Annotated in this window: 15 protein-coding genes; 8 read left to right on the forward strand and 7 right to left on the reverse strand. The window is 65.4% G+C overall.

Annotation, left to right across the window (positions count from 1 at the left end; translation table 11 throughout):
- Positions 1-108 precede the first annotated feature (108 nt).
- Positions 109-1,017: a LysR family transcriptional regulator gene (locus ACVWY5_RS10605; protein ID WP_028331678.1), complete on the forward strand. Its 909-nt coding sequence runs from the start codon at positions 109-111 to the stop codon at positions 1,015-1,017.
- A gap of 91 nt (positions 1,018-1,108) precedes the next feature.
- Here ACVWY5_RS10605 and ACVWY5_RS10610 read toward each other — a convergent pair whose 3' ends face one another.
- Both ACVWY5_RS10610 and ACVWY5_RS10615 read right to left on the reverse strand, forming a co-directional pair.
- On the reverse strand, positions 1,109-2,731 hold the full coding sequence (locus ACVWY5_RS10610; protein WP_028331677.1) for an inorganic phosphate transporter: 1,623 nt from the start codon (positions 2,729-2,731) through the stop codon (positions 1,109-1,111).
- A gap of 539 nt (positions 2,732-3,270) precedes the next feature.
- A complete protein-coding gene (locus ACVWY5_RS10615) occupies positions 3,271-4,719 on the reverse strand; it encodes a UdgX family uracil-DNA binding protein (protein WP_028331676.1) in 1,449 nt (482 codons plus the stop codon).
- Between the two features lie 256 nt (positions 4,720-4,975).
- Between ACVWY5_RS10615 and ACVWY5_RS10620 the strand changes: the two genes are divergently transcribed.
- From ACVWY5_RS10620 to ACVWY5_RS10630, 3 genes are read left to right on the forward strand one after another with little or no spacing between them, the layout of a single operon-like run.
- Positions 4,976-5,770, forward strand: coding sequence for a DNA repair protein (locus tag ACVWY5_RS10620; protein ID WP_028331675.1), 795 nt, complete (start codon positions 4,976-4,978; stop codon positions 5,768-5,770).
- A complete protein-coding gene (locus ACVWY5_RS10625) occupies positions 5,661-7,310 on the forward strand; it encodes a Y-family DNA polymerase (protein ID WP_038377097.1) in 1,650 nt (549 codons plus the stop codon). The genes ACVWY5_RS10620 and ACVWY5_RS10625 overlap by 110 nt, the downstream gene beginning before the upstream one ends.
- A complete protein-coding gene (locus ACVWY5_RS10630; RefSeq protein WP_028331673.1) occupies positions 7,307-10,747 on the forward strand; it encodes an error-prone DNA polymerase in 3,441 nt (1,146 codons plus the stop codon). The genes ACVWY5_RS10625 and ACVWY5_RS10630 overlap by 4 nt, the downstream gene beginning before the upstream one ends.
- Positions 10,748-11,366: 619 nt before the next feature.
- Here the strand turns inward: ACVWY5_RS10630 and ACVWY5_RS10635 are convergent.
- Positions 11,367-11,654, reverse strand: coding sequence for a hypothetical protein (locus ACVWY5_RS10635; RefSeq protein ID WP_018270628.1), 288 nt, complete (start codon positions 11,652-11,654; stop codon positions 11,367-11,369).
- A 122-nt stretch (positions 11,655-11,776) separates the two neighbouring features.
- Here ACVWY5_RS10635 and ACVWY5_RS10640 point away from each other — a divergent pair, with 122 nt between their 5' ends.
- From ACVWY5_RS10640 to ACVWY5_RS10650, 3 genes are all read left to right on the forward strand, one after another.
- Complete coding sequence (locus ACVWY5_RS10640) at positions 11,777-13,183, forward strand: CoA transferase (protein ID WP_028331671.1); 1,407 nt, start codon at positions 11,777-11,779, stop codon at positions 13,181-13,183.
- Positions 13,184-13,334: 151 nt separating this feature from the next.
- The gene (locus ACVWY5_RS10645; RefSeq protein WP_028331670.1) at positions 13,335-14,582 is read left to right on the forward strand and encodes an efflux RND transporter periplasmic adaptor subunit; all 1,248 of its coding nucleotides are present in this window, start codon (positions 13,335-13,337) and stop codon (positions 14,580-14,582) included.
- A 115-nt stretch (positions 14,583-14,697) separates the two neighbouring features.
- Complete coding sequence (locus ACVWY5_RS10650; RefSeq protein ID WP_028331669.1) at positions 14,698-17,832, forward strand: efflux RND transporter permease subunit; 3,135 nt, start codon at positions 14,698-14,700, stop codon at positions 17,830-17,832.
- Here the strand turns inward: ACVWY5_RS10650 and ACVWY5_RS10655 are convergent.
- Complete coding sequence (locus ACVWY5_RS10655; RefSeq protein WP_028331668.1) at positions 17,825-18,793, reverse strand: amidohydrolase family protein; 969 nt, start codon at positions 18,791-18,793, stop codon at positions 17,825-17,827. The two genes, ACVWY5_RS10650 and ACVWY5_RS10655, sit on opposite strands and share 8 nt — an antisense overlap.
- 137 nt (positions 18,794-18,930) lie before the next feature.
- The gene (locus ACVWY5_RS10660; protein WP_028331667.1) at positions 18,931-20,349 is read right to left on the reverse strand and encodes a TolC family outer membrane protein; all 1,419 of its coding nucleotides are present in this window, start codon (positions 20,347-20,349) and stop codon (positions 18,931-18,933) included.
- Between the two features lie 242 nt (positions 20,350-20,591).
- Here ACVWY5_RS10660 and ACVWY5_RS10665 point away from each other — a divergent pair, with 242 nt between their 5' ends.
- Positions 20,592-22,454, forward strand: a complete 1,863-nt coding sequence (locus ACVWY5_RS10665) for an acetyl-CoA hydrolase/transferase C-terminal domain-containing protein (protein WP_028331666.1) — start codon at positions 20,592-20,594, stop codon at positions 22,452-22,454.
- Here ACVWY5_RS10665 and ACVWY5_RS10670 read toward each other — a convergent pair.
- Both ACVWY5_RS10670 and ACVWY5_RS10675 read right to left on the reverse strand, forming a co-directional pair.
- Positions 22,451-23,230, reverse strand: coding sequence for an enoyl-CoA hydratase (locus ACVWY5_RS10670; protein WP_028331665.1), 780 nt, complete (start codon positions 23,228-23,230; stop codon positions 22,451-22,453). The two genes, ACVWY5_RS10665 and ACVWY5_RS10670, sit on opposite strands and share 4 nt — an antisense overlap.
- Before the next feature lie 124 nt (positions 23,231-23,354).
- Positions 23,355-24,026 (reverse strand): hypothetical protein, encoded by a 672-nt coding sequence (locus ACVWY5_RS10675; protein WP_038377096.1) that lies wholly within the window; start codon positions 24,024-24,026, stop codon positions 23,355-23,357.
- Positions 24,027-24,182: the final 156 nt, after the last annotated feature.

Here is a 24,182-nt window from a genome sequence, read left to right on the forward strand (position 1 = left end):
GCTAGTCCCGGGTACACGATCGCTCAATTCGATGGAATTGATTTGCTCCATCGAAATATCCCATGACCTTGTGCTAGGCTGGGCCGCCAGCAATGCGGGAGGTATAGCGTGGCGGCCAATTCCTCGATCGATCCGATCGACATCGGGACTCTGCGGACCCTTGTGCTGGTCTATGACTTGCAGTCGTTCTCCGCCGCGGCCAAGCGGCTCGACGTCAACCAGTCCACCATCAGCTATGCGGTCGAGCGGCTGCGCGGCGCGCTGCATGACCCGCTGTTCGTTCGCAGCGGCAATGGCGTGACGGCGACCGAGCGCTGCGTGGCGCTGGTTGCCTGGGCGCGGGACATGATCGACGAGATCGACGGGCTTGCATCACCGGCGGAGTTCGATCCGGCGACGGCGCAGGGCAGCGTGACGATCTCCTGCAACTATCACGAACGCCAGACCCTGATCCCGCAATTCAGCGCGCGGCTGCGTGCCGGCGCGCCGCGGGTCCGTCTCGTCCTGCTCGATGCCGCGGGCCATGGCGACGTCCATCTCAAGCAGAACCAGTGCGACATCGTGCTCGGTCCGGTCGGGATCGCCGGCGAAGGCTTCTTCCGGCGCAACATCCTCGCCGATCACTATGTCTGCGTGATGGATCCAGCCAATCCGCTCGCGCGGGGCCGGATCGCGCTATCGGCCTATGCCAGGGCCGAGCATGTCTTCATCACCCACAGCGGTGAGTGGCAGCCGCTTTATCTCGCGGCGCTGAGGGCGAGGAAGATCGAGATCGAGGCGGTGGTCAGCCTTCCCAACCACGATAGTCTGGAGCGCATCATCACAGGCACCAGGCTCGTTGCGACCATCCCGTATCATCTGGCGCGGGCGATGCACGGCGGCCTCCATGTCGCTGCACTGCCGTTCCGCGTGCCGATCTCGATCGACATGTACTGGGGCGCCAGGACGGCCAAATCCGGCTTGCACAGATGGGCGCGCGGCCTGCTGGCCGAGGTTGCGAAGGCTTGCGCCGCCTGAGCGACGAGCAGGGCTGCAGGTCCAAAGCAAAAGGCCCGCACCGGAGTGCGGACCTTTGTCCGGCGCGTTGCTACGCCGAAAGCGTGGGGCGTCAGAACAGGTGGTAGAACACGTAGTAGAGAACGCCCGAGATGATCATCGCGGCCGGCAGCGTCAGCACCCAGGCCATCGCGATGTTGCGGATCGTGGCCCATTGCAGGCCGGAGCCGTTGGCGGCCATGGTGCCGGCGATGCCTGACGACAGCACGTGCGTGGTCGAGACCGGCAGGCCGTAGCCGTCGGCCGCCGCGATCGTCGCGGCCGCCGTGATCTCGGCGCAGGCGCCCTGCGCGTAGGTCAGGTGGGTCTTGCCGATCTTCTCGCCGACGGTGACGACGATACGCTTCCAGCCGACCATGGTGCCGAGGCCGAGCGCGATGGCGACGGCGAACTTCACCCAGCTCGGGATGAACTTCGTCGCGGCATCGAGCGAGCCCTTGTACTCGTTCAGCGTGGCGATGTCGGCGGCGGTCAGCTCGGCTTCCTTGTCCTTCATCAGGAAACGGATCGCCTCTGACGCAAGGTACATGTCGTTACGGGTGTTGCCGACCGCGTCAGCCGGGAACTTGGCCAGCGATCCATACTGGGCAACCTGCTGGCCGATGTCGCGCACCAGCAACGCAAGCGACGGAAAGGTGCCTTCGTTGATCTGGTGCTGCGCGACATAGTTGGTCACAGCCGGGCGCGGGTTGCCGATCACGTTGTAACCGGCGGCCTTGCCTTCGATGACCTTGCTGGCCGCGGTCGAGTGCGCCGTGAACAGCTCGATCTGGCTCGAGGGCATTGCGCGGTTCAGCGCATAGGCGGTCGGCACGGTGCCGATCAGGATCAGCATGATCAGGCCCATGCCCTTCTGACCGTCGTTGGAGCCGTGGAAGAAGCTGACCAGCGTGCAGGTCAGGATCAGGATGCCGCGGATCCACCACGGCGGCGGCTGGTCGCCGACCGGTTCGCCGAACAGCGCCGGCGTCGCGCGCTGCAGCGCGATCTTGAGGAGATAGAGCAGGCCGGCGGCGAGCGCGAAGCCGAACAGCGGCGACAGCAGCAATGCCTTCGCGATGTTGGTCGCCTGCGACCAGTCGACGCCTGAGGTGCCGTCACGGCCGCGCAGCAGCGCGTTGGTGATGCCGACGCCCATGATCGAACCGATCAGGGTGTGCGAGCTCGAGGCCGGCAGGCCGAGCCACCAGGTGCCGAGATTCCAGATGATGGCGGCGATCAAGAGCGCGAACACCATGGCAAAGCCGGCACTGCTGCCGACCTGCAGGATCAGCTCGACCGGAAGCAGCGAGACGATGCCGAACGCGACGGCGCCGCTGGAGAGCAGCACGCCGATCAGGTTGAACATGCCCGACCACACCACGGCGACATGCGCCGGCAGCGAGCGGGTGTAGATCACGGTGGCGACCGCGTTCGCGGTGTCATGGAAGCCGTTGACGAATTCGAAGCCGAGCGCGATCAGCAGCGCGACGAACAGCAGGATATACGGCAGGAACGAGGTGATGCGCGTGCCGGTGGCGTCGACATCGGCATAGATGCTGTAGGCAACGAACAGCAGCGCGGCCGCAACCACGCCCAAATAGATAATCCCGGTGAGAGGATGAAAGCCCTTGTCGAGGTCCGGACCCTTCTTCAGGGCGGGCTCGATCGAGCCGGGTAACGCCATATCGCTCATGGTAAACTCCTGTCCCAATGCCCCCGATTTTGATCGATGCATATGACAAGCAATTGAAATCCGCCCCGCGAGACGCGCCGGTCTCCCGTGGCGGTGGACATCGAGCCGAAGTTTTGTGCAACGCATTGAGCGCGCACGTGGCTTGGCGGCCTCGTGGCAATCTTCAGCAACAAGGGACCGCCGATCGCGACGGAAAGCTGTGGCCTGCGTTTCGCAGGACGAGACATTGTGCGGACGACAATCACACCGGCATCCGATCGGGCCGGCGTGGCCGCCGGAGAATTCGGCAGGCGCCTGCGAGCGGGAAGGTTGCGAATGAGGGAGGGGGATTGAGAGATGAGGTGGCGCGCCGCACGATCGGGGCTAGCAAACCGTGCAGCGCGCCCGCCTCAGGGTACGTCATGGCGTGAACATGACGCCCGATACCTGCGGAACACGCTACCTTACCACGGATCAATTCAAGGTTGTAGGTATTTGTCCGCCTTTAGAACAATTTCTCGTTGCGATGTGGTTCCTCGGTTCCGTTGGTTTTGCGGAACTCAGGCCGCATCGGCCGATCTGCGCAACTGGTGTGCGGCGATTTTCAGATCGTCGACAAAGCGCTGATATTCCAGCGCCTTGGCTTTTTCATCCGGCAGCCGCAACAGATAGGACGGGTGCACGGTGATGAGCACCTTGGTTCCGTCGTGGTCGATCAGATGGCCGCGGTTCTTGTTGATCGGCGTGATCTTGCCGAGCACGCTCTGCGCCGCGGTGGCACCGAGCGCCATCACGAGGTCCGGCTTGATGGTGGCGAGCTCGCGCTCGTACCACTGGCGGCAGGCGCGGATCTCCGGTGTGCTCGGCTTCTGGTGCAGCCGGATCTTGCCGCGCGGCACGAATTTGAAGTGCTTCACCGCGTTGGTGACATAGACCTTGCGGCGATCGATGCCGGCCTCCTGCAGCGCGCGATCGAGCATCTGGCCGGCCGGTCCGACGAAGGGGTGGCCTGCGAGATCTTCCTTGTCGCCGGGCTGCTCGCCGACCAGCATCAGCGTTGCGCTCTGCGGTCCCTCGCCGAACACGATCTGGGTTGCGTCTTTCCACAGCGGGCAGGCGCGGCAATCGGCGGCCTCCTCGCGCAAGGCCGCGATCGTGTCGTGAGCTTGCCTGTCTTGAACTTGCTTGCCTTGAACTTGCTTGCGGGGCATCGGCGTATCCTGCCGCTTCTGCGGCTCGGCCGCCTTGCGTGCGATGAAGGGGCCGCTGGTCATGCGCATTGCGTCTTCGATCAGAGGCTTAATGATCGAGTCCTCGGGCAGGTTCCTCCAATAGGCCTGCGGCATCTCCATCACTTTCAGCCGTGCGGGATTGAAGCGGCCGTTGTCGTGACGCCGCCACGCCTCCTCGAGCCGGTCCTCGGTCGGCACTTCGGATTTGGCGACGCCCGGCGTGATCGAGATCGCGTGCCCGTCCCAATGTGCGCAGACGTCGGGGGTCAGGATTGACCACGGCATGTCGGCGAAGCGGCCGGCGAAGAACGGCGCGGCAAGCTCGACGATGCGATGCTCCGGCTCGAACCAGGCGACGTAATGCGCCGTCCGCTCGCGGCCGATCTCGCGGAAGCGCAGATGCGCATGCATCCTGTCGATATCGACATAGACCGCGCGCGCCATCGCGTGGACCTCGGCGACATCGGGATCATCGGTCGCACTGAGCAGATCGTGATGGCTGCGCAGCCGCCACAGCAGGCGATAGAGCAGGGCAAAGCGTTCGTCACTGCGATGCAGGATCGCGGCCTTTGCGAGCTCGACGAATTTGGCTGACACATTGAACCGCGCCTGCGGCGTATCCGGCAATTCGTTCATGCAGGATGCCGACGACAATTCGTCGTCGTTGCGTACGGTCCATGTGATCTCCGCGGGCTTCACATCGTTCAGCGCCAATCGCCGCGCGGCCTTGCGCCAGCCCTCGAAATCGGTGTCGTTGTCGAGCACGATGATGCGCATGCGATTGCTCCGTTTCCGTCACGCCGCCATTTTCGGGGCCTGCGTGCCTGACACTGCGGAAGATCAGGGCCCGTCCGGTTCGGCGGCTGCTGAATCCCATTGATTCCACTCATGAATCGATGAGCTCACCAATCCGATTGACTCCGCGGGCCCTGTTAGCTTTATATTAGAACATACCATGAACAATTGAGCCAGTCCCTGGTTCTCTGTTCAGGCAGTGACGACCTCAAATTTTCAAGTTGAAGGAGCGGCGCATATGAACGGCGCACGCATGGGTACGCTTGCGTCTCTGCGCGGCAGCATCGCGCGCATCGAGGCGCCATCGGATGCGGCGATGCCGAACCGCGTCGCGCTCGGCCATACGAGCGCGGATGCGATGCTGCGCGGCGGGCTTGCGCCGGCCGCATTGCACGAGGTGTTCGCGGCCGGCCATCAAGGCGGCGCGGCGACCGGCTTCATCGCGGGGCTCGCCGGACGGCTGTCGGCACGCAAGCCGCTGGTCTGGGTGCGGCAGGATTTTTCCGATCGCGAAAACGGCGCGCTGTCGATGCGCGGGCTTGCCGAGCTCGGCCTCGATCCGCGCCTCTTGGTCACGGTGCGCGCCGCCGATGTCGACAGCGGCCTGCGCACCGCGGCCGACGCGCTCGCCTGCGATGCGCTCGGCGCGGTCGTGCTCGAGGTCTGGGGCCAGGCGCGCCAGCTCGATCTCGTCGCCAGCCGCAAATTGACCCTGGCCGCGCAAGCCTCCGGCGTCACCGCGCTGGTGCTGCGGATCGCGGCGACGGCGATCCCCTCGACCGCGGAGACGCGCTGGATCGTGCGCGCGGCGCATTCGCCGCCGGGCAATGCCGCGAGCGTGTGGGGCACACCGCGCTTCGAGGCCGAACTCGTGCGCAATCGTCATGGCCCGGTCGGGCGATGGATCATGGAATGGAAATGTGATGAGTGCCAATTCAGTGAATCGTCGGCGTATCCTCAGCCTGTGGCTGCCACGCCTGCCCATCGACCGCATCAAACGCAAGCTCGCGCAGGACATCGCCTCGCAAGCTGATGCACGGGAGGTGGCAGGGCTCCCTCTCCCGCAAGCGGGAGAGGCGAAGAAAGCAGAACTCCCCAGCGTCGTCGTCGCAAAAGACCACAATGCGATCCTGCTGCATGCCGTCGACGAGGCCGCGGTGCACGCCGGGCTGTCGATCGGGCTGCCGCTCGCCAATGCGCGGGCGATCTGTCCGGAGCTCACGGTCTATGATGCCGATCCCGCCGCTGATCTGAAGACGCTGAACGACATCGCTGACTGGTGCGACCGCTTCACGCCGCTGGTGGCGCTCGACGCGCCCTACGGTCTGTTTCTCGACATCACCGGCTGCGCGCATCTGTTCGGCGGTGAGCGCGCGCTGCTGCAGATCGTGACGGGGGCGCTGAGTCGGCGCGGCTTTGCCGTCAGCGCGGCGATTGCCGGCACCTCGATCGCGGCGCGTACGCTGACGCGCACCGCCTCGGGCAAGATCGTCGCCGATGGCGAGGAAGCAGCGGCGGTCGGTCCGCTGCCGGTGTCGGCGCTCGGTGCCGATGCCGCTGTCACCACCGGCCTGCGCCGCGCCGGCTTGAAGACCATCGGCGATGTCGCCTCGCGCGCGCCGCATGAAATCTCGGCGCGGTTCGGTGCGGCTTTCACCACCCTGCTTGGCCACGCGCTCGGGCAGGGCGATGCTCCGATCAGCCCGCGCAAACCGCTGCCCGATTACATCGTCGAGAAGCGTTTCCCCGAGCCGGTCGCGACCGACACCGTGATCACGCTGACGCTCTCAAGCCTCGCCAAGATGCTGGTTGCGGCGATGGACAAGCAGGGCAAGGGTGCCCGGCAGCTGGAAGCGAGCTTCTTCCGCACCGACGGCGCGGTGCGCGCGATCATGGTCGAGACCGGGCGTCCGGTGACGCGGCCCGAGATGATCGATCGCCTGTTCCGCGAGCGGCTCGATGCGCTGAACGATCCGCTCGATCCCGGCTTCGGCTTCGATCTCATTCGCCTCGCCGCAGGACGTACCGAGATCGTGGTACAGCAGCAGCGCGATCTCGACGCCACCATACACGACAATGACGAGCTCTCGGCGCTGATCGACCGCATCGCCGCCCGCATCGGGGGAAAACGCGTCGTCGTGCATCTGCCGCTCGAAAGCCACGTCCCCGAGCGATCGGCGCTGGCGCTGCCGGCGCAGCATCATCTGGCCGCGGCGGGCGCCGCCGCCTGGCCGGAGCGCGTCGCCGGCGAACCGCCGCTGCGTCCGCTCAGGCTGTTCGAGCGGCCCGAACCGATCAAGGTGCCGTTCGCGACCGTGCCCGACGGTCCGCCGCATCAATTCACCTGGCGGCGCGCGCAGCATGACGTGGTGCGGGTCGAGGGCCCCGAGCGCATCGCGATGGAATGGTGGAAGCAGGACGGCGCGCCGCTGACGCGCGATTATTTCCGCGTCGAGGACGCCGAAGGCCAGCGCTTCTGGATCTTTCGCGACGGCCTCTACGAGAGCGAGCTGCGGGACGAGGATGGCAAGCCCGTTCCGGCCAACTGGTATGTGCACGGGCTGTTCGCATGAGCACACCTCCACCCGACTATGCCGAGATCGGCATCACCAGCAATTTTTCCTTCCTGCGCGGCGGTTCCGATCCGCGCGCCTATGTGCATCAGGCGAGCGAACTCGGGATTCCCGTGATCGGGCTCGCCGATCACAACACGCTGGCCGGCGTGGTGCGCGCCTGGAAGGAACTCGACAGCGAGAAGGTCGCCCATCCGCCAAAGCTCTTGATCGGCGCCCGCATCGTCTTCATCGACGGCACGCCCGACATCCTGGTCTATCCGCGCGATCGCGCCGCCTATGGCCGGCTGTGTCAATTGCTGACCCGTGGCAAGCGCGGCGACGACATCAAGCGCATCGAGAAGGGCGACTGCCGGCTGATCCTGTCCGATCTCATCGACTTCGCCGAAGGTCAGCTTTTGGTGCTGGCGCTGCCGCATCGGTTCGAGGCTGCCGATGCGCTCGATATCCTTGCGCAACTGAAGGCAAGCGCCGCCGACGGCGTCTGGCTTGCCGCAAGTCTGCTCTATCGCGGTGACGACAGGCGCCGCCTCGCGCGGCTGCATGGCCTCGCCACTGACGCCGGCGTGCCGCTGCTCGCCACCAATGAGGTGCTCTATCACCATCCGGCGCGCCGCCCGCTGCAGGACGTGCTGACCTGCATCCGCGAAAAGACCACGATCGAGACGGTCGGCCGCAGGCTCGAGGCCAATGCCGAGCGGCATCTCAAGCCGGCGCATGAAATGATCAGGCTGTTCCGCGATCTGCCGGACGCGATCGCGGAAACCATGCGTTTTGCTGCGCGCATCTCTTTCTCGCTCGACCAGCTCAAATATCAGTATCCCGACGAGCCGGTACCGCCGGGCAAGACCGCGCAACGCCATTTGGAGGATTTAACCTGGAAGGGAGCGCATAGAAAATTTCCAATTCGCATTTCGCCTAAACTCAAGAAGACCCTGCACAAGGAATTGCGCCTCATCAGAAAGCTGAAATACGCGCATTACTTCCTCACCGTGCACGACATCGTGCACTATGCGCGCAGCCAGAACATCCTGTGCCAGGGGCGCGGCTCGGCGGCCAATTCCGCTGTATGCTTCGTGCTCGGCGTCACCTCGGTCGATCCGACCAAGGTCGATCTGTTGTTCGAGCGCTTCATCTCCAAGGAGCGGCTGGAGCCGCCCGACATCGACGTCGATTTTGAGCATTCGCGGCGCGAGGAGGTGATGCAATATGTCTACCGCCGCTACGGCCGCCACCGCGCCGCGATCATCGCCACCGTGATCCATTATCGGCCGCGCAGCGCGATCCGTGACGTCGGCAAGGCGCTCGGGCTGACCGAGGATGTCACCGCGGCGCTCGCCGACACCGTGTGGGGCAGCTGGGGCAAGGGCCTCAACGACATGCAGGTGCGGCAGGCCGGGCTCGATCCCAAAAATGCGATGATCAACCTCGCGGTCGAGCTCGCCACCGAGCTGATCGAGTTTCCGCGCCATCTCTCGCAGCATGTCGGCGGCTATGTGCTGACCCAGGATCGGCTCGACACCTATGTGCCGATCGGCAACGCCGCGATGGACGACCGCACCTTCATCGAATGGGACAAGGACGACGTCGACGCCCTTAGCATGATGAAGGTCGACGTGCTGGCGCTGGGCATGCTGACCTGCATCCGCAAATGCTTCGACCTGATCGCCGACCACAAGGGCGAGCACTGGGAGCTCGCCTCGGTCCCGCAGGACGAAGAAGAAGTCTACGACATGCTGTGCCGCGGCGAATCGCTCGGCGTGTTCCAGGTCGAGAGCCGGGCGCAAATGAACATGCTGCCGCGCCTGAAGCCGCGCACCTTCTACGATCTCGTCATCGAGGTCGCGATCGTGCGCCCCGGGCCGATCCAGGGCGACATGGTGCATCCTTATCTGCGCCGGCGGAACGGCCAGGAAAAGGTCAGCTATCCATCGCCGGCGCCCGACCAGGGCGACAAGGACGAGCTCTACAACGTGCTGCACAAGACGCTCGGCGTGCCGCTGTTCCAGGAGCAGGCGATGCGGATCGCGATCGAGGCGGCCCATTTCACGTCGGAGGAAGCCAACGGCCTGCGCCGCTCGATGGCGACCTTCCGCAACCTCGGCACCATCGGCAGCTACGAGGAGAAGCTGGTCGGCAACATGGTGGCGCGCGGCTATTCGCCCGACTTCGCCCGCAGCTGCTTCGACCAGATCAAGGGCTTCGGCTCCTACGGCTTCCCGGAAAGCCACGCCGCGAGCTTCGCGCAGCTCGTCTACATTTCCTCATGGCTGAAGCACCATCATCCCGATGCATTCTGCTGCGGCCTGCTCAACTCGCAGCCGATGGGCTTCTATGCCCCGGCGCAGATCGTCGGCGACGCCCGCAAGAACGGCGTCACGGTGCGCGAGGTCGATGTCTCCCATAGCTTTGCGCAGAACACACTGGAGGAGCGCGATGGGAAATACTGCGCGGTGCGGCTCGGCTTCCGCCAGATCGATGGATTTCACTGGCTGGATGAGGACGAGGAGCGGTTGAGGAAGCTTCAACTGTCATTCCGGAGCACGCGAAGCGTGAACCCGGAATCTCGAGATTCCGGGTTCGATGCTATCGCATCGCCCCGGAATGGCAGCGTTGGAAAAGAAGACTGGGCCGACCGCATCGTTGCCGCGCGCAACCGCCGGCCGTTCACCTCGCTGGAAGACTTCGCCCGCGATACCGGCCTGCCCAAGCGCGCGTTGATCCTGCTCGCCGACGCCGATGCGTTCCGCTCGCTCGGACTCGACCGCCGCGAGGCGCTGTGGGTGGTGCGGCGGCTGCCCGACGACGTGCCGCTGCCGCTGTTTGAGGCCGCCACCGCGCGCGAGCAGCCGGATGAGGGCGCCAAGCCACTGCCGGAGATGCCGCGTCCGGAGCAGGTGGTCGCCGACTATCAGACCATCCGCCTGTCGCTGAAGGGCCATCCGATGGAGTTTTTGCGCGACATCTTCACGAAGGAGCGCGTCGTCGCCTGCCATACCATCAACCAGAGCAACGACCGCCGCCGCGTCCGCTGTGCCGGCGTCGTGCTGGTGCGGCAGCGGCCGGGCAGCGCCAAGGGCGTCGTGTTCATGACGCTGGAGGACGAAACCGGCATCGCCAACATCGTGGTGTGGCCGAAGGTGATGGAGCAGTACCGGAAAGAGGTGATGGGCGCGCGCCTGATCCTGGTCGAGGGCTATATCCAGAGCAGCCCGGAGGGCGTGACGCATCTGGTGGCGCAGCGCATGACCGATCGCTCCCACGATCTGATCGGCCTCGCCAACGAATCCTTGAGCCGCAAGCATCCGGTACCGGCGGGCCCCGCGCTGATCGAGCCGCTCAACGACGACCGCCGCGATCACGGCGACAACTCGCCGCAAAAGATCCGCCACCCGCGCAACGTCCGCATCCTGCCACCGTCCCGGGATTTTCATTAGCTGTCGTGCAATGACGGCAGCTGTTGAACCAGCTCCATCCCCAACGTCGTCCTGGCGAAAGCCAGGACCCATAACCACCGCTGCAAATGGTTACGCGGTGCTGCAAGGACGAGTGCCATCCACAACATCCTCCGCGGCGTATGGGTCCCGGCTTTCACCGGGACGACGCCGGGGAAGCAACCGTGGACTCTCATTCTCCCCGGGGGGGCGCATGCGAGCGATCCAGTACGCCGCGGCCTCTTGGCTCAATAACGGCCGTCTCTGGAATACTGGTTCACCCGCATGCGCGGGTGATGACGCCGCGTGGTGTGGCAACTTGAATCGCGAACCATCCTCATCGTCGTCCCTGCGAAAGCAGGGACCCATAACCACCGAAGCAAATTGTTATGCACTCTTGCGACGGCGAGTCCCGCCTACAACATTCGCTGCGGCGTATGGGCCACCCTGAGTCCCTGCGGCGCGAACGCGCCAGTGTCCATCCAATCGGTTCATCGACTTATGTCGTGAGAATGCGAACGTGTAAGCCTACACGCCAATGCTGACACGTAGCTTACAACCGGTCCCTGTCGGACAGGCCCATGTCGCATCGACGACGGATGACTTCCTCAGTCGCTGCATGCTACTCCACCGCGGCGCCGACCGGCGGTCCGCCCGGCGGGCGGTGCAGGAAGGTGATCGATGCGTAGGCGCCGACCCACGAGCCGAGGGCGGCGAAGGCGACGTAGAGCCAGTTTTCGGTGTAGCTGATCACCGCATAGGAGGACAGCACATACCAGACGCTGCTCCAGGTCGCCGCCGGCACGCGCTTGCGCGCCACGACCGCCGAGGTGAACATGACATAGACTGCGTCAGTCGCTGCGGTCGCGAGGAAGACAGCGCCGGCGGTGAGAGGATCGATGGCAGCCATTGCAACTCCTGTGTGGGTCAGGCAGAGCTGGATAGAAGCAGGACCGGAAATGACGGTTGGGATCGGGCACCGCCTTTTTGTCATCATGCTCGGGCATAGAATAATCGCAAACGGATATGCGCATGCAGGACATTCGTGAAATCCTTTCCGATGTCTGGACCGGCGCCGGCGGCGCGCCGGCCGCGCTCGATGCGGTCACATTGACCGGCAGCGAGCCGCAGCTGCCGTCGTCGTTTCGGGTCGCGGCGGCAGCGCAGGCACCGATCGCAGCAGCCGGCCTTGCCGCGGCCGAGATCTGGAAGGCCCGCAGCGGCGAGCAGCAGGACGTCGCGGTCGACATCCGCCATGCCGTCGTTGAATGCCGCAGCGAGCGCTATCTGCGCGTCGACGACAAGCCGCCGCCGCCGGCCTGGGACAAGATCGCCGGCGTCTATCGTGTCAGAGACAACCGCTTCGTCCGCCTGCACACCAATTTCCCGCATCACCGCGACGCCGTCTGCAAGGTGCTCGGCTGCAACGCCGAGCGTGACGAGGTCCAGGCCGCGCTGCTGCAATGGGACGGCGAGGCGTTCGAGACCGCGGCCTACGCCGCCGGCGGCGTCGTCGCCTTGATGCGCTCGCACGACGAGTGGTCGGCGACGCCGCATGCCAAAGAACTGGCAAAGCTGCCGCTGATCTCGATCGAGAAGATCGGCGAGGCCGCGCCGAAGCCGTGGCCCGCGGGCAACCGGCCGCTGGCCGGAGTCCGTGTGCTCGACCTGTCGCGCGTGATCGCCGGTCCCGTCGCCGGCCGCACGCTCGCGGCGCATGGCGCCGACGTACTCCTGATCTCCGGTCCCGATCTGCCGACGATCCCCTGGCTCACCATCGACACCGGCCGCGGCAAGCTCACGAGCTTCCTCGAGCTGCGGAGCGAAGAGGGGCGGGGCGTGATGCAGGGTCTGGTGGCGCAGGCCGATATTCTCTCGCAGGGTTATCGTCCGCAGGCGATCGCGCGGCTCGGCTTCTCGCCGGAGGAAGCGGCGCGGATCAATCCCGGGATCGTCTATGTGACGCTGTCGGCCTATGGCCATGCCGGACCGTGGGCCGGGGGCCGCGGCTTCGACTCGCTGGTGCAGACCACGACCGGCTTCAATCACGCCGAAGGACAGGCGGCCGGCACGGATGGGCCGAAGGAATTGCCGGCCCAGATGCTCGACCACGCCACCGGATATTTCATGGCGTTCGGTGCCATGATGGCGAAGGCCCGCCAGGCCCGCGAAGGCGGCAGCTGGCACGTCCGGGTATCGCTGGCACAGACCGGGCGCTGGCTGTGGAATCTCGGCCGCCTCGAAGGAGGCCTTGCGACCGAGGACCTGGAGGCGGATGCGGTGCAGCCCTTCATCGAACGGCTGCCGTCCGGCTTTGGCACGCTCAGCTCGGTCCGGCATGCCGCCGTGCTGTCCAGGACCCCGGCCCATTGGTCCCGTCCGGCCATGCCGCTCGGCAGCCACCCTCCGGAGTTTCCTGCCCCGGAGTTTCCCGGATGAGACATTCAGCTGCCGTTCAGGCTATGCAAACTTTAACGACAGGCGTCGCCGAAGGGCGATTTTTAGGTTGTTTGAGACGCCAATTCAGCACTATTAGCGCACCGCTGGGGCCGTCCCGCCGGATGCTGCAACGATCGACCCCGCGGACCGCATGGTGAAAGAGTTTACCAAGAGAATGCAGAGCTTTAGCCGCCCGCGCCTGGTCGTGGCCGCGGCGCTGCTGGCGGTTGCCTGCGCGGGTGCCTATGGCTACACGCGTTTCGGCTCGGAAAAGCAGACATCTTCGGAAGTCTCCAGCCAGTCCCGCAAGGGCGGCGCGCGCTATGCGCCGTCGGCGGCCGAGTGGGCCAGCCTGACCTTCCAGACCGTGAGCGAGCACACCTTCCGCTCCGAGCTGGTGACCGAGGGCAAGATCGGCATCGATGAGGACCGCTCCACCCCGGTCTACTCGCCCTATACCGGACGCGTCACGCGCCTCATGGTGCGGCCGGGCGATGCCGTGGTGAAGGGCCAGCCGCTGTTCGTGATCGAGGCGGCCGACACCGTGCAGGCGCAGAACGATTACATCGCGGCGATGACCGGCCTCAACAAGGCGCAGTCGGCGCTCGACCTGGCGCAGATCCAGGAGAAGCGCGCCAAGGATCTGTCCGAGGGCAAGGCGATCCCGCTGAAGGATTATCAGCAGGCGCAGGCGGCGCTGGTGCAAGCGCAGAACGATGCGCGCTCGGCGCAGACGCTTTTGGAAGCGGCGCAGAACAAGCTGCACATTCTCGGCTTCGGCGACGACGACATCACGACGCTGCGGCAGAAGGGCCGCCTCAATCCGGAGACGACGGTGTTCGCGCCGATCGGCGGCACCGTGGTGCAGCGCAAGGCCGGTCCCGGCCAGTATGTCTCGACCGGCGCCAGCGACCCGGTCTACGTGATCGGCGATCTGTCGACGGTCTGGCTGATCGCCTTCGTCCGCGAATCCGACGCAGACAATGTCGCGGTCGGCCAGGACCTCACCTTCAGCGTGATGGCGCTGCCGGGGAAGACGCTGAACGCCCGGGTCAACTATGTCGCCGCGGCGATCGACGCGACCTCGCGCCGGCTCCTGGTTCGCGCCACCATCGACAATGCCGACAAGCGGCTGAAGCCCGAGATGTTCGCCAATGTGACGCTGTATTCGAAGGGCGATCACCCGGCGGTCGGCGTGCCGAAGCAGGCGCTGATCTACGAGGGCGACCAGGTTCGGCTCTGGGTCGCGAGGGCCGACGACAAGACCATCGAGCTGCGTCAGATCAAGCCCGGCCTCATCAATGGCGACCTCGTCGAGGTGGCCGGCAACCTCAAGCCGGGCGAGCAGATCGTGACGAAGGGAAGCCTCTTCATCGACCGCGCCGCATCAGGCACCTAAGCGCATGATCCGGAAAAGCGGGAAGCGGTTTTCCCTCGCGACAAACGCGCAACGCGTTTGCGCGGAGATCACGCTCAATAAGAAAACTCCCTTCCAGTTGAAAGCGCCGATCTGAATGGATCGCCTCGTCGCCCTTGCCGTCAATCGCCGCTACTTGATGGTGGCCATGTTCGTGGCCGTCTTGATCGGCGGCCTGCTCGCGTTCAGGCAGCTCAACATCGAGGCCTATCCCGATCCGACCCCGCCGATGGTCGATATCGTGACGCAGAGCCCGGGCCTCTCGGCCGAGGAGATCGAACGCTACATCACGATCCCGATCGAGACCCAGGTCGCCGGCATCAAGAACCTCAAGACCATCCGTACCATCTCGCTGTACGGCCTTTCCGACGTCAAGCTGCAGTTCTCCTTCGACTACACCTATGACGAGGCGCTGCAACAGGTGCTCAACCGCCTGTCGCAGCTCGCGCCGCTGCCGGGCAACGTGCTGCCCGGCATCTCGCCGCTGAGTCCGATCGGCGAAATCTTCCGCTACCGCCTGAAGGGACCGCCGAACTACAGCGTGCTCGACCTCAAGACGCTGCAGGACTGGGTGCTGCAGCGCCGCTTTCGCGCCGTGCCCGGCGTGATCGACGTTACCGGCTGGGGCGGCAAGACCAAGACCTATGAGATCCAGGTCGACTTCAACAAGCTGGTCGCCAACGGCCTGACGCTGCCGCAGGTGCTGCAGGCGGTTTCCAACGCCAACATCAATGTCGGCGGCAACACCGTGAACATCGGCTCGCAATCGGCGGTGGTGCGCGGCGTCGGCCTGATCCGCTCGATCGACGACCTCGCCAACACCATGGTCTCGCAGTCCGGCGGCAATCCGGTGCTGGTGCGCGACATCGCCCATGTCACGATCGGCGAGAAGCCGCGGCTCGGCATCGCCGGCCTCGACAATGACGACGACATCGTGCAGGGCATCGTCCTGATGCGCCGCGGCGAGCAGAGCTCGCCGACGATTTCCCGCGTCGAGCAGCTGGTCCACGACATCAACCATTCCTCGATCCTGCCGCCCGGCGTGAAGATCGAGCGGATCTACGACCGCAAGGACCTGATCGAGCTCACCACCCACACCGTGCTGCACAACATGGTGGTCGGCATCCTCCTGATCGTGTTGTTGCAGTGGATCTTCCTCGGCGACCTCCGCAGCGCGCTGATCGTCGGCGCGACGATCCCGTTCGCGCTGTTCTTTGCCGTGATCATTCTGGTGCTGCGCGGCGAATCCGCCAATCTGCTGTCGGTCGGTGCGATCGATTTCGGCCTGATCGTCGATGCCACCGTGATCATGGTGGAGGCGATCTTCCGCCGGCTGTCGCAAACCACCGCGCTGTCGGAAGACGAGCGAAGCCACATCTCCGAGGACACGGTGATGGGGATGAAGAGCCACGCGATCCTGTCGGCAGCCGCCGACGTGTCGCGCTCGATCTTCTTTGCCGCGGCGATCATCATCGCGGCGTTCCTGCCGCTGTTCACGCTGTCCGGCGTCGAGGGCAACATCTTCGGTCCGATGGCGCGCACCTATGCTTACGCGCTGGCCGGCGGGCTGCTGGCGACGTTCACGGTCACTCCGGCGTTCAGCGCGATCATCCTGCCGGCGCATATCCACGAGACCGAGACCTGGATCGTCAAGAAGCTCGACGCGATCTATCTGCCGGTGCTGAACTGGGCGATCGCCAACCGCAAGCTGGTGATGGCCGGCGCGGCCGGCCTCGTGGTCATGACCATCATCTTCGCGCGCTTCCTCGGCCTCGAATTCCTGCCCAAGCTGGAAGAGGGCAATCTGTGGATCCGCGCCACGCTGCCGCCGACGATCTCGCTGCAGGAGGGCAATGCCTATGTCAACGAGATGCGGAAGCTGATCCGCAGCCGCCCCGAGGTGGTGTCGGTGGTGTCGCAGCACGGCCGTCCCGACGACGGCACCGATGCGGCCGGCCTGTTCAACGCCGAATTCTTCGCGCCGCTGAAGCCGGCCAGCGAATGGCCAAATACTCACGACAAGGACGTGCTGACCGCGCAATTGCTGGCGCAGTTGCAGGAGAAATTCCCGGGCGTCGAATTCAATTTCTCGCAATATCTGCAGGACAACGTGTCGGAAGCGGTGTCCGGCGTGAAGGGCGAGAACTCGATCAAGCTCTACGGCAATGATCTGCAGGCGCTGACCGACACCGCCAACAAGATCAAGTCGGTGCTGTCGACGGTGCAGGGCGTCACCGACCTTGCGGTGTTCACCTCGCTCGGCCAGCCGACCATCCAGATCGACGTCGATCGCGCGCGTGCCGCGCGCTATGGCCTGTCACCGGGCGATATCAACGCCACGATCCGCGTTGCCGTCGGCGGCGACAGCGCCGGCGACCTCTATGAGCCGGGCAGCGACCGGCACTTCCCGATTATCGTCCGCCTTGCGCCGGAATATCGCAAGAGCGCGGAAGCGATCCAGAACTTGCGGATCGGGGTGGCGAACGCCAACGGCGGTATCACGCAGATCCCGCTCTCCGAAGTGGCCTCGATCAACCTGATCTCCGGCGCGGCCTATATCTACCGCGAGCAGCAGGAGCGCTATTTGCCGATCAAGTTCTCGGTGCGCGAGCGCGACCTCGGCAGCGCGATCCGGGAGGCGCAGCAGAAGATCGACGAGCAGGTGCAGCTACCGCCTGGATCGCGTGTCGAGTGGGTCGGCGAGTTCGGCAATCTGCAGGATGCGATCAGGCGGCTCTCGATCGTGGTGCCGATCAGCCTCGCGCTGATCGCGGTGCTGCTGTTCTTCAATTTCGGCTCGATGGTCGACACCATGCTCGCGATGAGTGTGATCCCGATGGCGATCTTCGGCGGCGTGCTCGGGCTTCTGATCTCGGGGATTCCGTTCAGCGTGTCGGCGGCTATCGGTTTCATCGCGCTGTTCGGCATCGCGGTGATGGACGGCATCATCATCCTGTCGCAGTTCAACCAGCTGATCGATGAAGGCTACGACCGGATGCGCGCGGTGATCCGCACCGGCGAGTTGCAGCTGCGTCCGGTGCTGATGACCTGCGTGGTGGCGGGCGTCGGCCTGTTGCCGGCGGCGGTGTCGGAGGGCATCGGCTCGCAGGTGCAGAAGCCGCTCGCCATCGTCGTCGTCACCGGCATGATGCTGGCGCCGCTGGTGATCCTGATCACGCTGCCGGTCTTGATCTCCTACTTCTCGCGCCGGCCGAAGGACAGCCTCAGGTGAAGCCGTAGAGCCGCGCCGGGTTGTCGACCAGGATCGCCTTGCGGACCGCGGCGTCCGGCGCCCAGACCGGAAGCTGGTTGAGGAGGCGGCCGTCGTCGATCTGAAACAGCGGCGTCACGTCGGTGACCTTCCTGCCTTGCGGCGTCACCGAATCCGGATGCGGCCAGTCGGTGCCCCAGACAATGCGCTCGGCATTGGCCGCGATCAGCGCCTGCGCCAGCGGCGTGGCGTCGGCATAATCGGGCGCGAGCTTGGAGGCGCGGTAGGCGCCGGAAATCTTGACATAGGCCTTGCCGGACTTGACCAATGCGAGCAGGTCGGCAAATCCCGGCTGGCCGGTGCCGAGCGCGGCTTCGGCGCCGCCGAAATGGTCGAACACGACCGGCACCGGCGCTGTGGCGACGAGGTCCTTGATCGCGGAGATCATCGCGAGGCTGGTGAACAGCTGCACATGCCAGCCGCGCGCCTTCATCCGCTCGATCGCAGCCGAGAAGCGCTGCCGGCCGACATTGGGATCGTTGACACCGCCGGTCGCGAGGTTGAGGCGGATACCGCGGAAGCCGGCCTTGTTCATGGCATCGAGATCGCTCTCGCTGGTCTTGTCGTCGATCACGGCGACGCCGCGTGCGGTCGGCCCGCGGGCCGTGATGCCGAACAGGGTCGACGAATTGTCGGGGCCATAGACGCTCGGCGTCACGATCACCACGCGCTCGACATGGAGCGCCTTGTGCAGCGCGCTCATCTGCTCCGGCGAGGCCGGTTCCGGCGTGTAGACGCGGCCGGCGAAGAACGGGAATTTCTCGGGGTCGCCATGGATGTGGGTGTGGCAGTCGCACGCCCCGGCAGGCACGTCGAAATTCACCGCGGTCGATGGTTGCGCTGCCTTGGAAAATGCGTTGCCGCTGGTCATGGTCACTCCCGCTGCGATGGAAGCCAGCATCATATCGCGTCGCGTCAGCATTGGACGTCTCCCTGTGTGCTCGGCTGTTATGCGCGTCATACGCGCGCCGGCATTATGGGTTGCCGGCGGGGGCGGAGGTTATCGGCGGAGAGAGCGGGCGGGAAGGGCCGTTCGCGGTGCGAACGGTTCCGCAATGCCTATTGTCCCGACGGCGTGCGCAGGCCGTGCCAGGCGTCGCGCACCTGATGGTAGTGCACCTCGGGCAGGTAGTCCGGCGTCTTCAGGTTCAGCGTCTTGACGTCGAGGCGCCCGGTCGCGCTGAGCAGCGTGTAGGAGGCGATCACGCGGTCGCGCTGCGCACCGATCAGCCGTGCTCGCGCGGTGATCAGATCCTGCTGCGCGTTGAGCACGTCGACCGTGGTGCGCTGGCCGCCCGCGGCTTCTTTCTGCACGCCAGCCAGCGCAACCTCCGCGGCCTTCATCTCGGACTCGGAGGCCGACACCGCGATCTTGGCGCCCTCATTGGCGACCCACGCGCTGACCACGGCGGTCTTGGCCTGATTGCGGACCTGATCCAGCACCAGCCGGCTCTGCGCCGCGACCTCCTTGGCCTGCCGGGTCTGCGATGCGGCGGTGCCGCCGTCATAGATCGGCTGCGTCACCTGACCGATCACCGAGGCTTGATCGGTGCCGAAGCTGCCGAGCGTGGTGTCGGTGTCGCGGCTGCGGCTGACGCTGCCCTGCACAGAGACGTTCGGCATCAGGCTGCTCTCGGCGACGCGAATCGAGGTCGAGGCGACGTCGACGTCGAAGCCTGCCGCGGTGACGGCGGGATGCTCGCGGAGCGAGAGCGCGATCGCATCCTCGCGGCTGCGCGGCAACAGCCGGTCGATGGTCTCGGCCGGGCGCAACTGGGATGGCGCGTTGCCGACCACCTGCGCATAGGTGGCCTGGCTGATCGCATAATTGACCTCGGCGGCGTTGAGATCGGCAAGGCCGCGGTTCAGTCGCGCCTCGGCCTGGGCGGTATCGGTCGGCGTCACGTCGCCGGCATTGAGGCGCCGTTCGGTGATTGCCCGGGTCTCCTTCAGGAAGGCGACGTTGGCGCGCTGCGCCTCGACCAGGGTCTGGTTGGCCAGCACATTGGTGTAGGCGGTGACGGCGTCGAGCAGCACACCCTGGCCGACATTGCGCAACGCCTCGCGGCCGGACTGCACCTGCAACTCGGCGACGCGGACGCTGTTGGCGGTCTTGAAGCCGTTGAACAGGGTCTGCGTCACCGTGACGCCGATCTGCCACGGCTTCAGCGTTGCGGTCTGGATCACATTGCCGGGCAGCTGATCGCGCACCGCCTGCAGGCCGACCGACAGGCCGGCAATGATCTGGGGACGGTAGCCGGCCAGCGCCTGCGGCACGTTCTCGTCGGTCGCACGCTGGCGCGCCCGCTCGGCGTTGAGTTGCGGATTGGTCTGATACGCCTTGACCAAGGCTTCCGGCAGGCTCTCGGCGCGGGCCGCGGTCTCCGTCAGCAGCGCACATGCCAGCACGCCAAGGCCGATGCCCGACAAAAGCACGCGCCTCGCTACGTCGCCGACCCTCGCGGCACGCTCAACCATGTGATCCCGCAAACCAAAACTCCGGCAGTGCGCCCCCGCCGACGCCGCCGACACATCTACCTGTTTACGGGGCGGTGCCGCCACAGACAAACCGCCGCGCGACATCTGCACATCATTTCAGTTCTTGTCTGTTGCCGGTTCGTCACAGGCGCACGTATCGGTCATATGAAGTATAAGTTTGAACCGCCGGCCGTCGATTCAACGATGCCGGTTATCCACCGTCTCGTCCGGGTCCATTGCTGATGCCGATATTCTTCTCCGACCCCGAGGCGATCGCGGAGCACATCATTCGTGACGTCGGAACCGAACTGGTGGTCGGGCTGCCGCTCGGCCTCGGCAAGGCCAACCACATCGTCAACGCGCTGTATGCGCGGGCGGTGGCCGACCGCTCCATCAACCTGACGCTGTTCTCCGCGTTGACGCTGGAAAAGCCGAAGCCGAAGAGCCTGCTCGAACGGCGTTTCATCGGACCTGTGATCGACCGCCTGTTCGGCGGCTATCCGGATCTAGCCTACGCGGATGCGCTGCATCATGGCGCACTTCCGCCCAACATCAAGGTGATCGAGTTCTTCTTCCTCGCGGGGCAGTGGTTGCACCAGCCATTCGCGCAACAGCACTACATTTCCGCCAACTACACCCATGCGGCGTCATATTTGTTGGCGCGCGGACTGAATGTCGTGCCTCAGCTCGTTGCCAAGCGCATGGTTGACGGCGTGCCGCGCTACAGCCTGAGCTGCAACACCGACACCACGCTCGACGTGCTGCGCGCCCGTGCGCAGGGGCGGGCGTCGTTCAAGCTGATCGGCCAGGTCAATTCCGAGCTGCCGTTCATGCCTGGCGCCGGCGACCTGCCGGCGGATCAATTCGCCGCGGTGCTCGACAGTCCCGAGACCGATTTCTCGCTGTTCGCGCCGCCGTCCGAGCCGATCAGCGACACCAAATATGCGATCGGCTTGCACGCCGCTGGTCTGGTCCGCGACGGCGGCACGTTGCAGATCGGCATCGGGCAGGTCGGCGACGCGCTGGCGCAGGGGCTCGTGGTCCGCCATCGCGACAACGCCCAATTCCACGGCATCATGCGGCGCCTTGCGCCCGGTACCGGGCAACTCGCCGCGGCCGAGACCGGGTCGTTCGAAAAGGGTCTCTACGGCGTCAGCGAGATGCTGTTCGAGGCGTTCCTCGGGTTGATCGACGCCGGCATCCTCAAGCGCGAGGTCGGCGGCGTGATCCTGCACGGCGCATTCTTCCTGGGCCCGCCATCATTCTACCGGGCGCTGCGTGAGATGGCACCGGAGCGGCTGGTGCGAATCCAGATGATGCCGGTTTCCTTCACCAACGAGATCTTCGGCGACGAGGACGGCAAGCGTCGCGCCCGGGTCGATGCGCGCTTCGTCAACAATGCGATGATGGCGACGCTGCTCGGCGCTGCGATCTCGGACGGTCTCGAGAACGGCCAGGTCGTGAGCGGGGTCGGCGGCCAGTATAATTTTGTGGCGCAGGCATTCGCGCTCGAGGGCGCACGTTCTGTGCTGGCGCTGGAGGCGACCCGTCAGTCCGGCAAGCAAGCGCAGTCGAACATCCGCTGGTCCTATGGACATGAGACCATCCCGCGGCATCTGCGCGATGTCTTTGTCACTGAATATGGCGTCGCCGACGTCAGGGGGAAATCCGATGCCGACGTGATCGCCGCGATGCTGCAGGTCTCGGACTCCCGCTTCCAGGGTGAATTGATGCGGCAGGCCAAGGATGCCGGCAAGCTGCCGCGCAGCTACGAGATTCCTGCGGCGCATCGCGAAAATTATCCCGAGCGCATCAGTGCTGCGCTGAGGCCCGCGCGCGACGCCGGGCTGCTGCCGTCATTCCCGTTCGGCAGCGACTTCACCGATGTCGAGCAGCGGCTGATTCCGGCTTTGCAGATCTTGCGGCAGGCGCAGCACACGCCGCTGCAACTCGCCGGCCTGCTGTGGCAGGGCATGCGGCATCCGCCCGATGCCGCCGACCGCGAATGCCTGGCGCGGCTCGGTCTCGACAAGCCGGCGCATTTCGCCGAGCGCGCCTATCGCGCGCTCGTCACCGCGGCCTTGCAACGGAGCCGAAAGGGTTAGCGATTCTTGTTGACCGGCTTGCGCTTCTCGATGAACGCCGCCATGCCCTCGGAGCGATCCTCGAGCGCGAAGGTCGAGTGGAACAGGTTGCGCTCGACATTCATGCCTTCCGCGAGCGGCGTCTCGAATGCGCGGTTGATGGCTTCCTTGGCCATCGCGGCGGCCGGGCGCGACATCGAGGCGATCTTCTCGGCTGCCGCGAGCGCCTCCTCGAGCAGCTTGTCGGCCGGCACGATCCGCGACACGAGGCCCGAGCGCTCGGCTTCCGCCGCATCCATCATCCGCCCGGTCAGGCAGAGGTCCATCGCCTTCGACTTGCCGATCGCGCGGGTCAGGCGCTGCGTGCCACCGATGCCGGGAATGGTGCCGAGGGTGATTTCCGGCTGGCCGAACTTGGCGGTGTCGGCGGCGATGATGATGTCGCACATCATCGCGAGCTCGCAGCCGCCGCCGAGCGCATAGCCCGCGACCGCGGCAATGGTCGGCTTGCGGCAACGGGCGACGCGGTCGCCGCCGATGGCGGTGAAGTCGCTGTTGAACATGTCGATGAAGCCCTTCGGCTGCATCTCCTTGATGTCGGCGCCGGCCGCGAACGCCTTCTCGCTGCCGGTGATCAGGATACAGCCGATCTTGTCGTCGGCCTCGAGATCGTCGACCGCCGCTGCGATCTCGCGGAATACGCCGAACGAGAGCGCATTCAGCATTTTCGGCCGGTTCAGCGTGATGACGCCGACCGGTCCCTTGCTTTCAACAATGATGAATTCGAACATAGCCATGGACGCAAACCCCGTGCCTGATTTGCCGGGCAATGTGCCCGCTGACGGGATGCGCTTCAAGTGGCTGAAGCGAGGCTTTGGGCTGCGGTGCGGCGCCCCCCGCGCCGCACCGCAGGCGCCTCCGCTAGGCCATGAACATGCGCGCGGCGGAGGCCACCGTGAGCAGGGCACCGAAGCCGATGAAGATCTTCCCGATCAGCGAGGTCTGGTCCCAGCTCGCGCTGTCGCTGCTCGCCAGAACCGGGGCCGGCTTGGGTGCAGCCACGGCAACCGTCGGCGGCGGCCCGGGCGGTGTCTCCTGTTGAGCGGTCTGCGGCTGGGCCGGCTGCGGCTGTTCCGCCGGCTGCTCCTGCTGCAGGGCGCGGTCGACCTCGTTGAGCTGGTCGGATGCGACCACATTACCGTCGGACTGGTCTGCCGGCTTGTCGGCCGCGGCAATCAACACATTGGCTTTCACCGGCGTCGCCGCCGCATTGTCGTCGCCGGAGGTCAGCTCCGCATTGGCGTTGGCGACGGTGGCGGGAATGCCTGCCGAGGTGACCCTGCCGGCGTCGTTATTGGTGGCCTTCTTGCTCTCGGACTTGTCGGCCGTCTTGGAGGACTGGCGACGCGCATGGCGCCGGCCATGCCGGGAGCTCTGTTGCGCGGACTTCTCGGTCGTTGCGCTGTCGGATTTCGATGCCGATGCGTCCGAACCGGCCGCATGCGCCGCCAGCGGACCGGCGAGACCTACGAAAAGGCCTGTCAGTCCTGTCGCAACCATCAATGCCAAGCGCCCGCCGGCTTTGATCTTCATTTTGATGATCTCCCCATGTCGCCCGCCCAAGGGCGAAAAGAGACCCCGCTGCGTGTCCACACCGGGGCAGAAAAAGGGAATCTTCGGGCATCCGGGGGCAAAAGCTGGGCAATTTCTTCCCAGCGGCCCATCGACGGCAGCAGCACCGATGCTTGT

The sequence above is a fragment of the Bradyrhizobium sp. USDA 3256 genome, assembly GCF_054058275.1.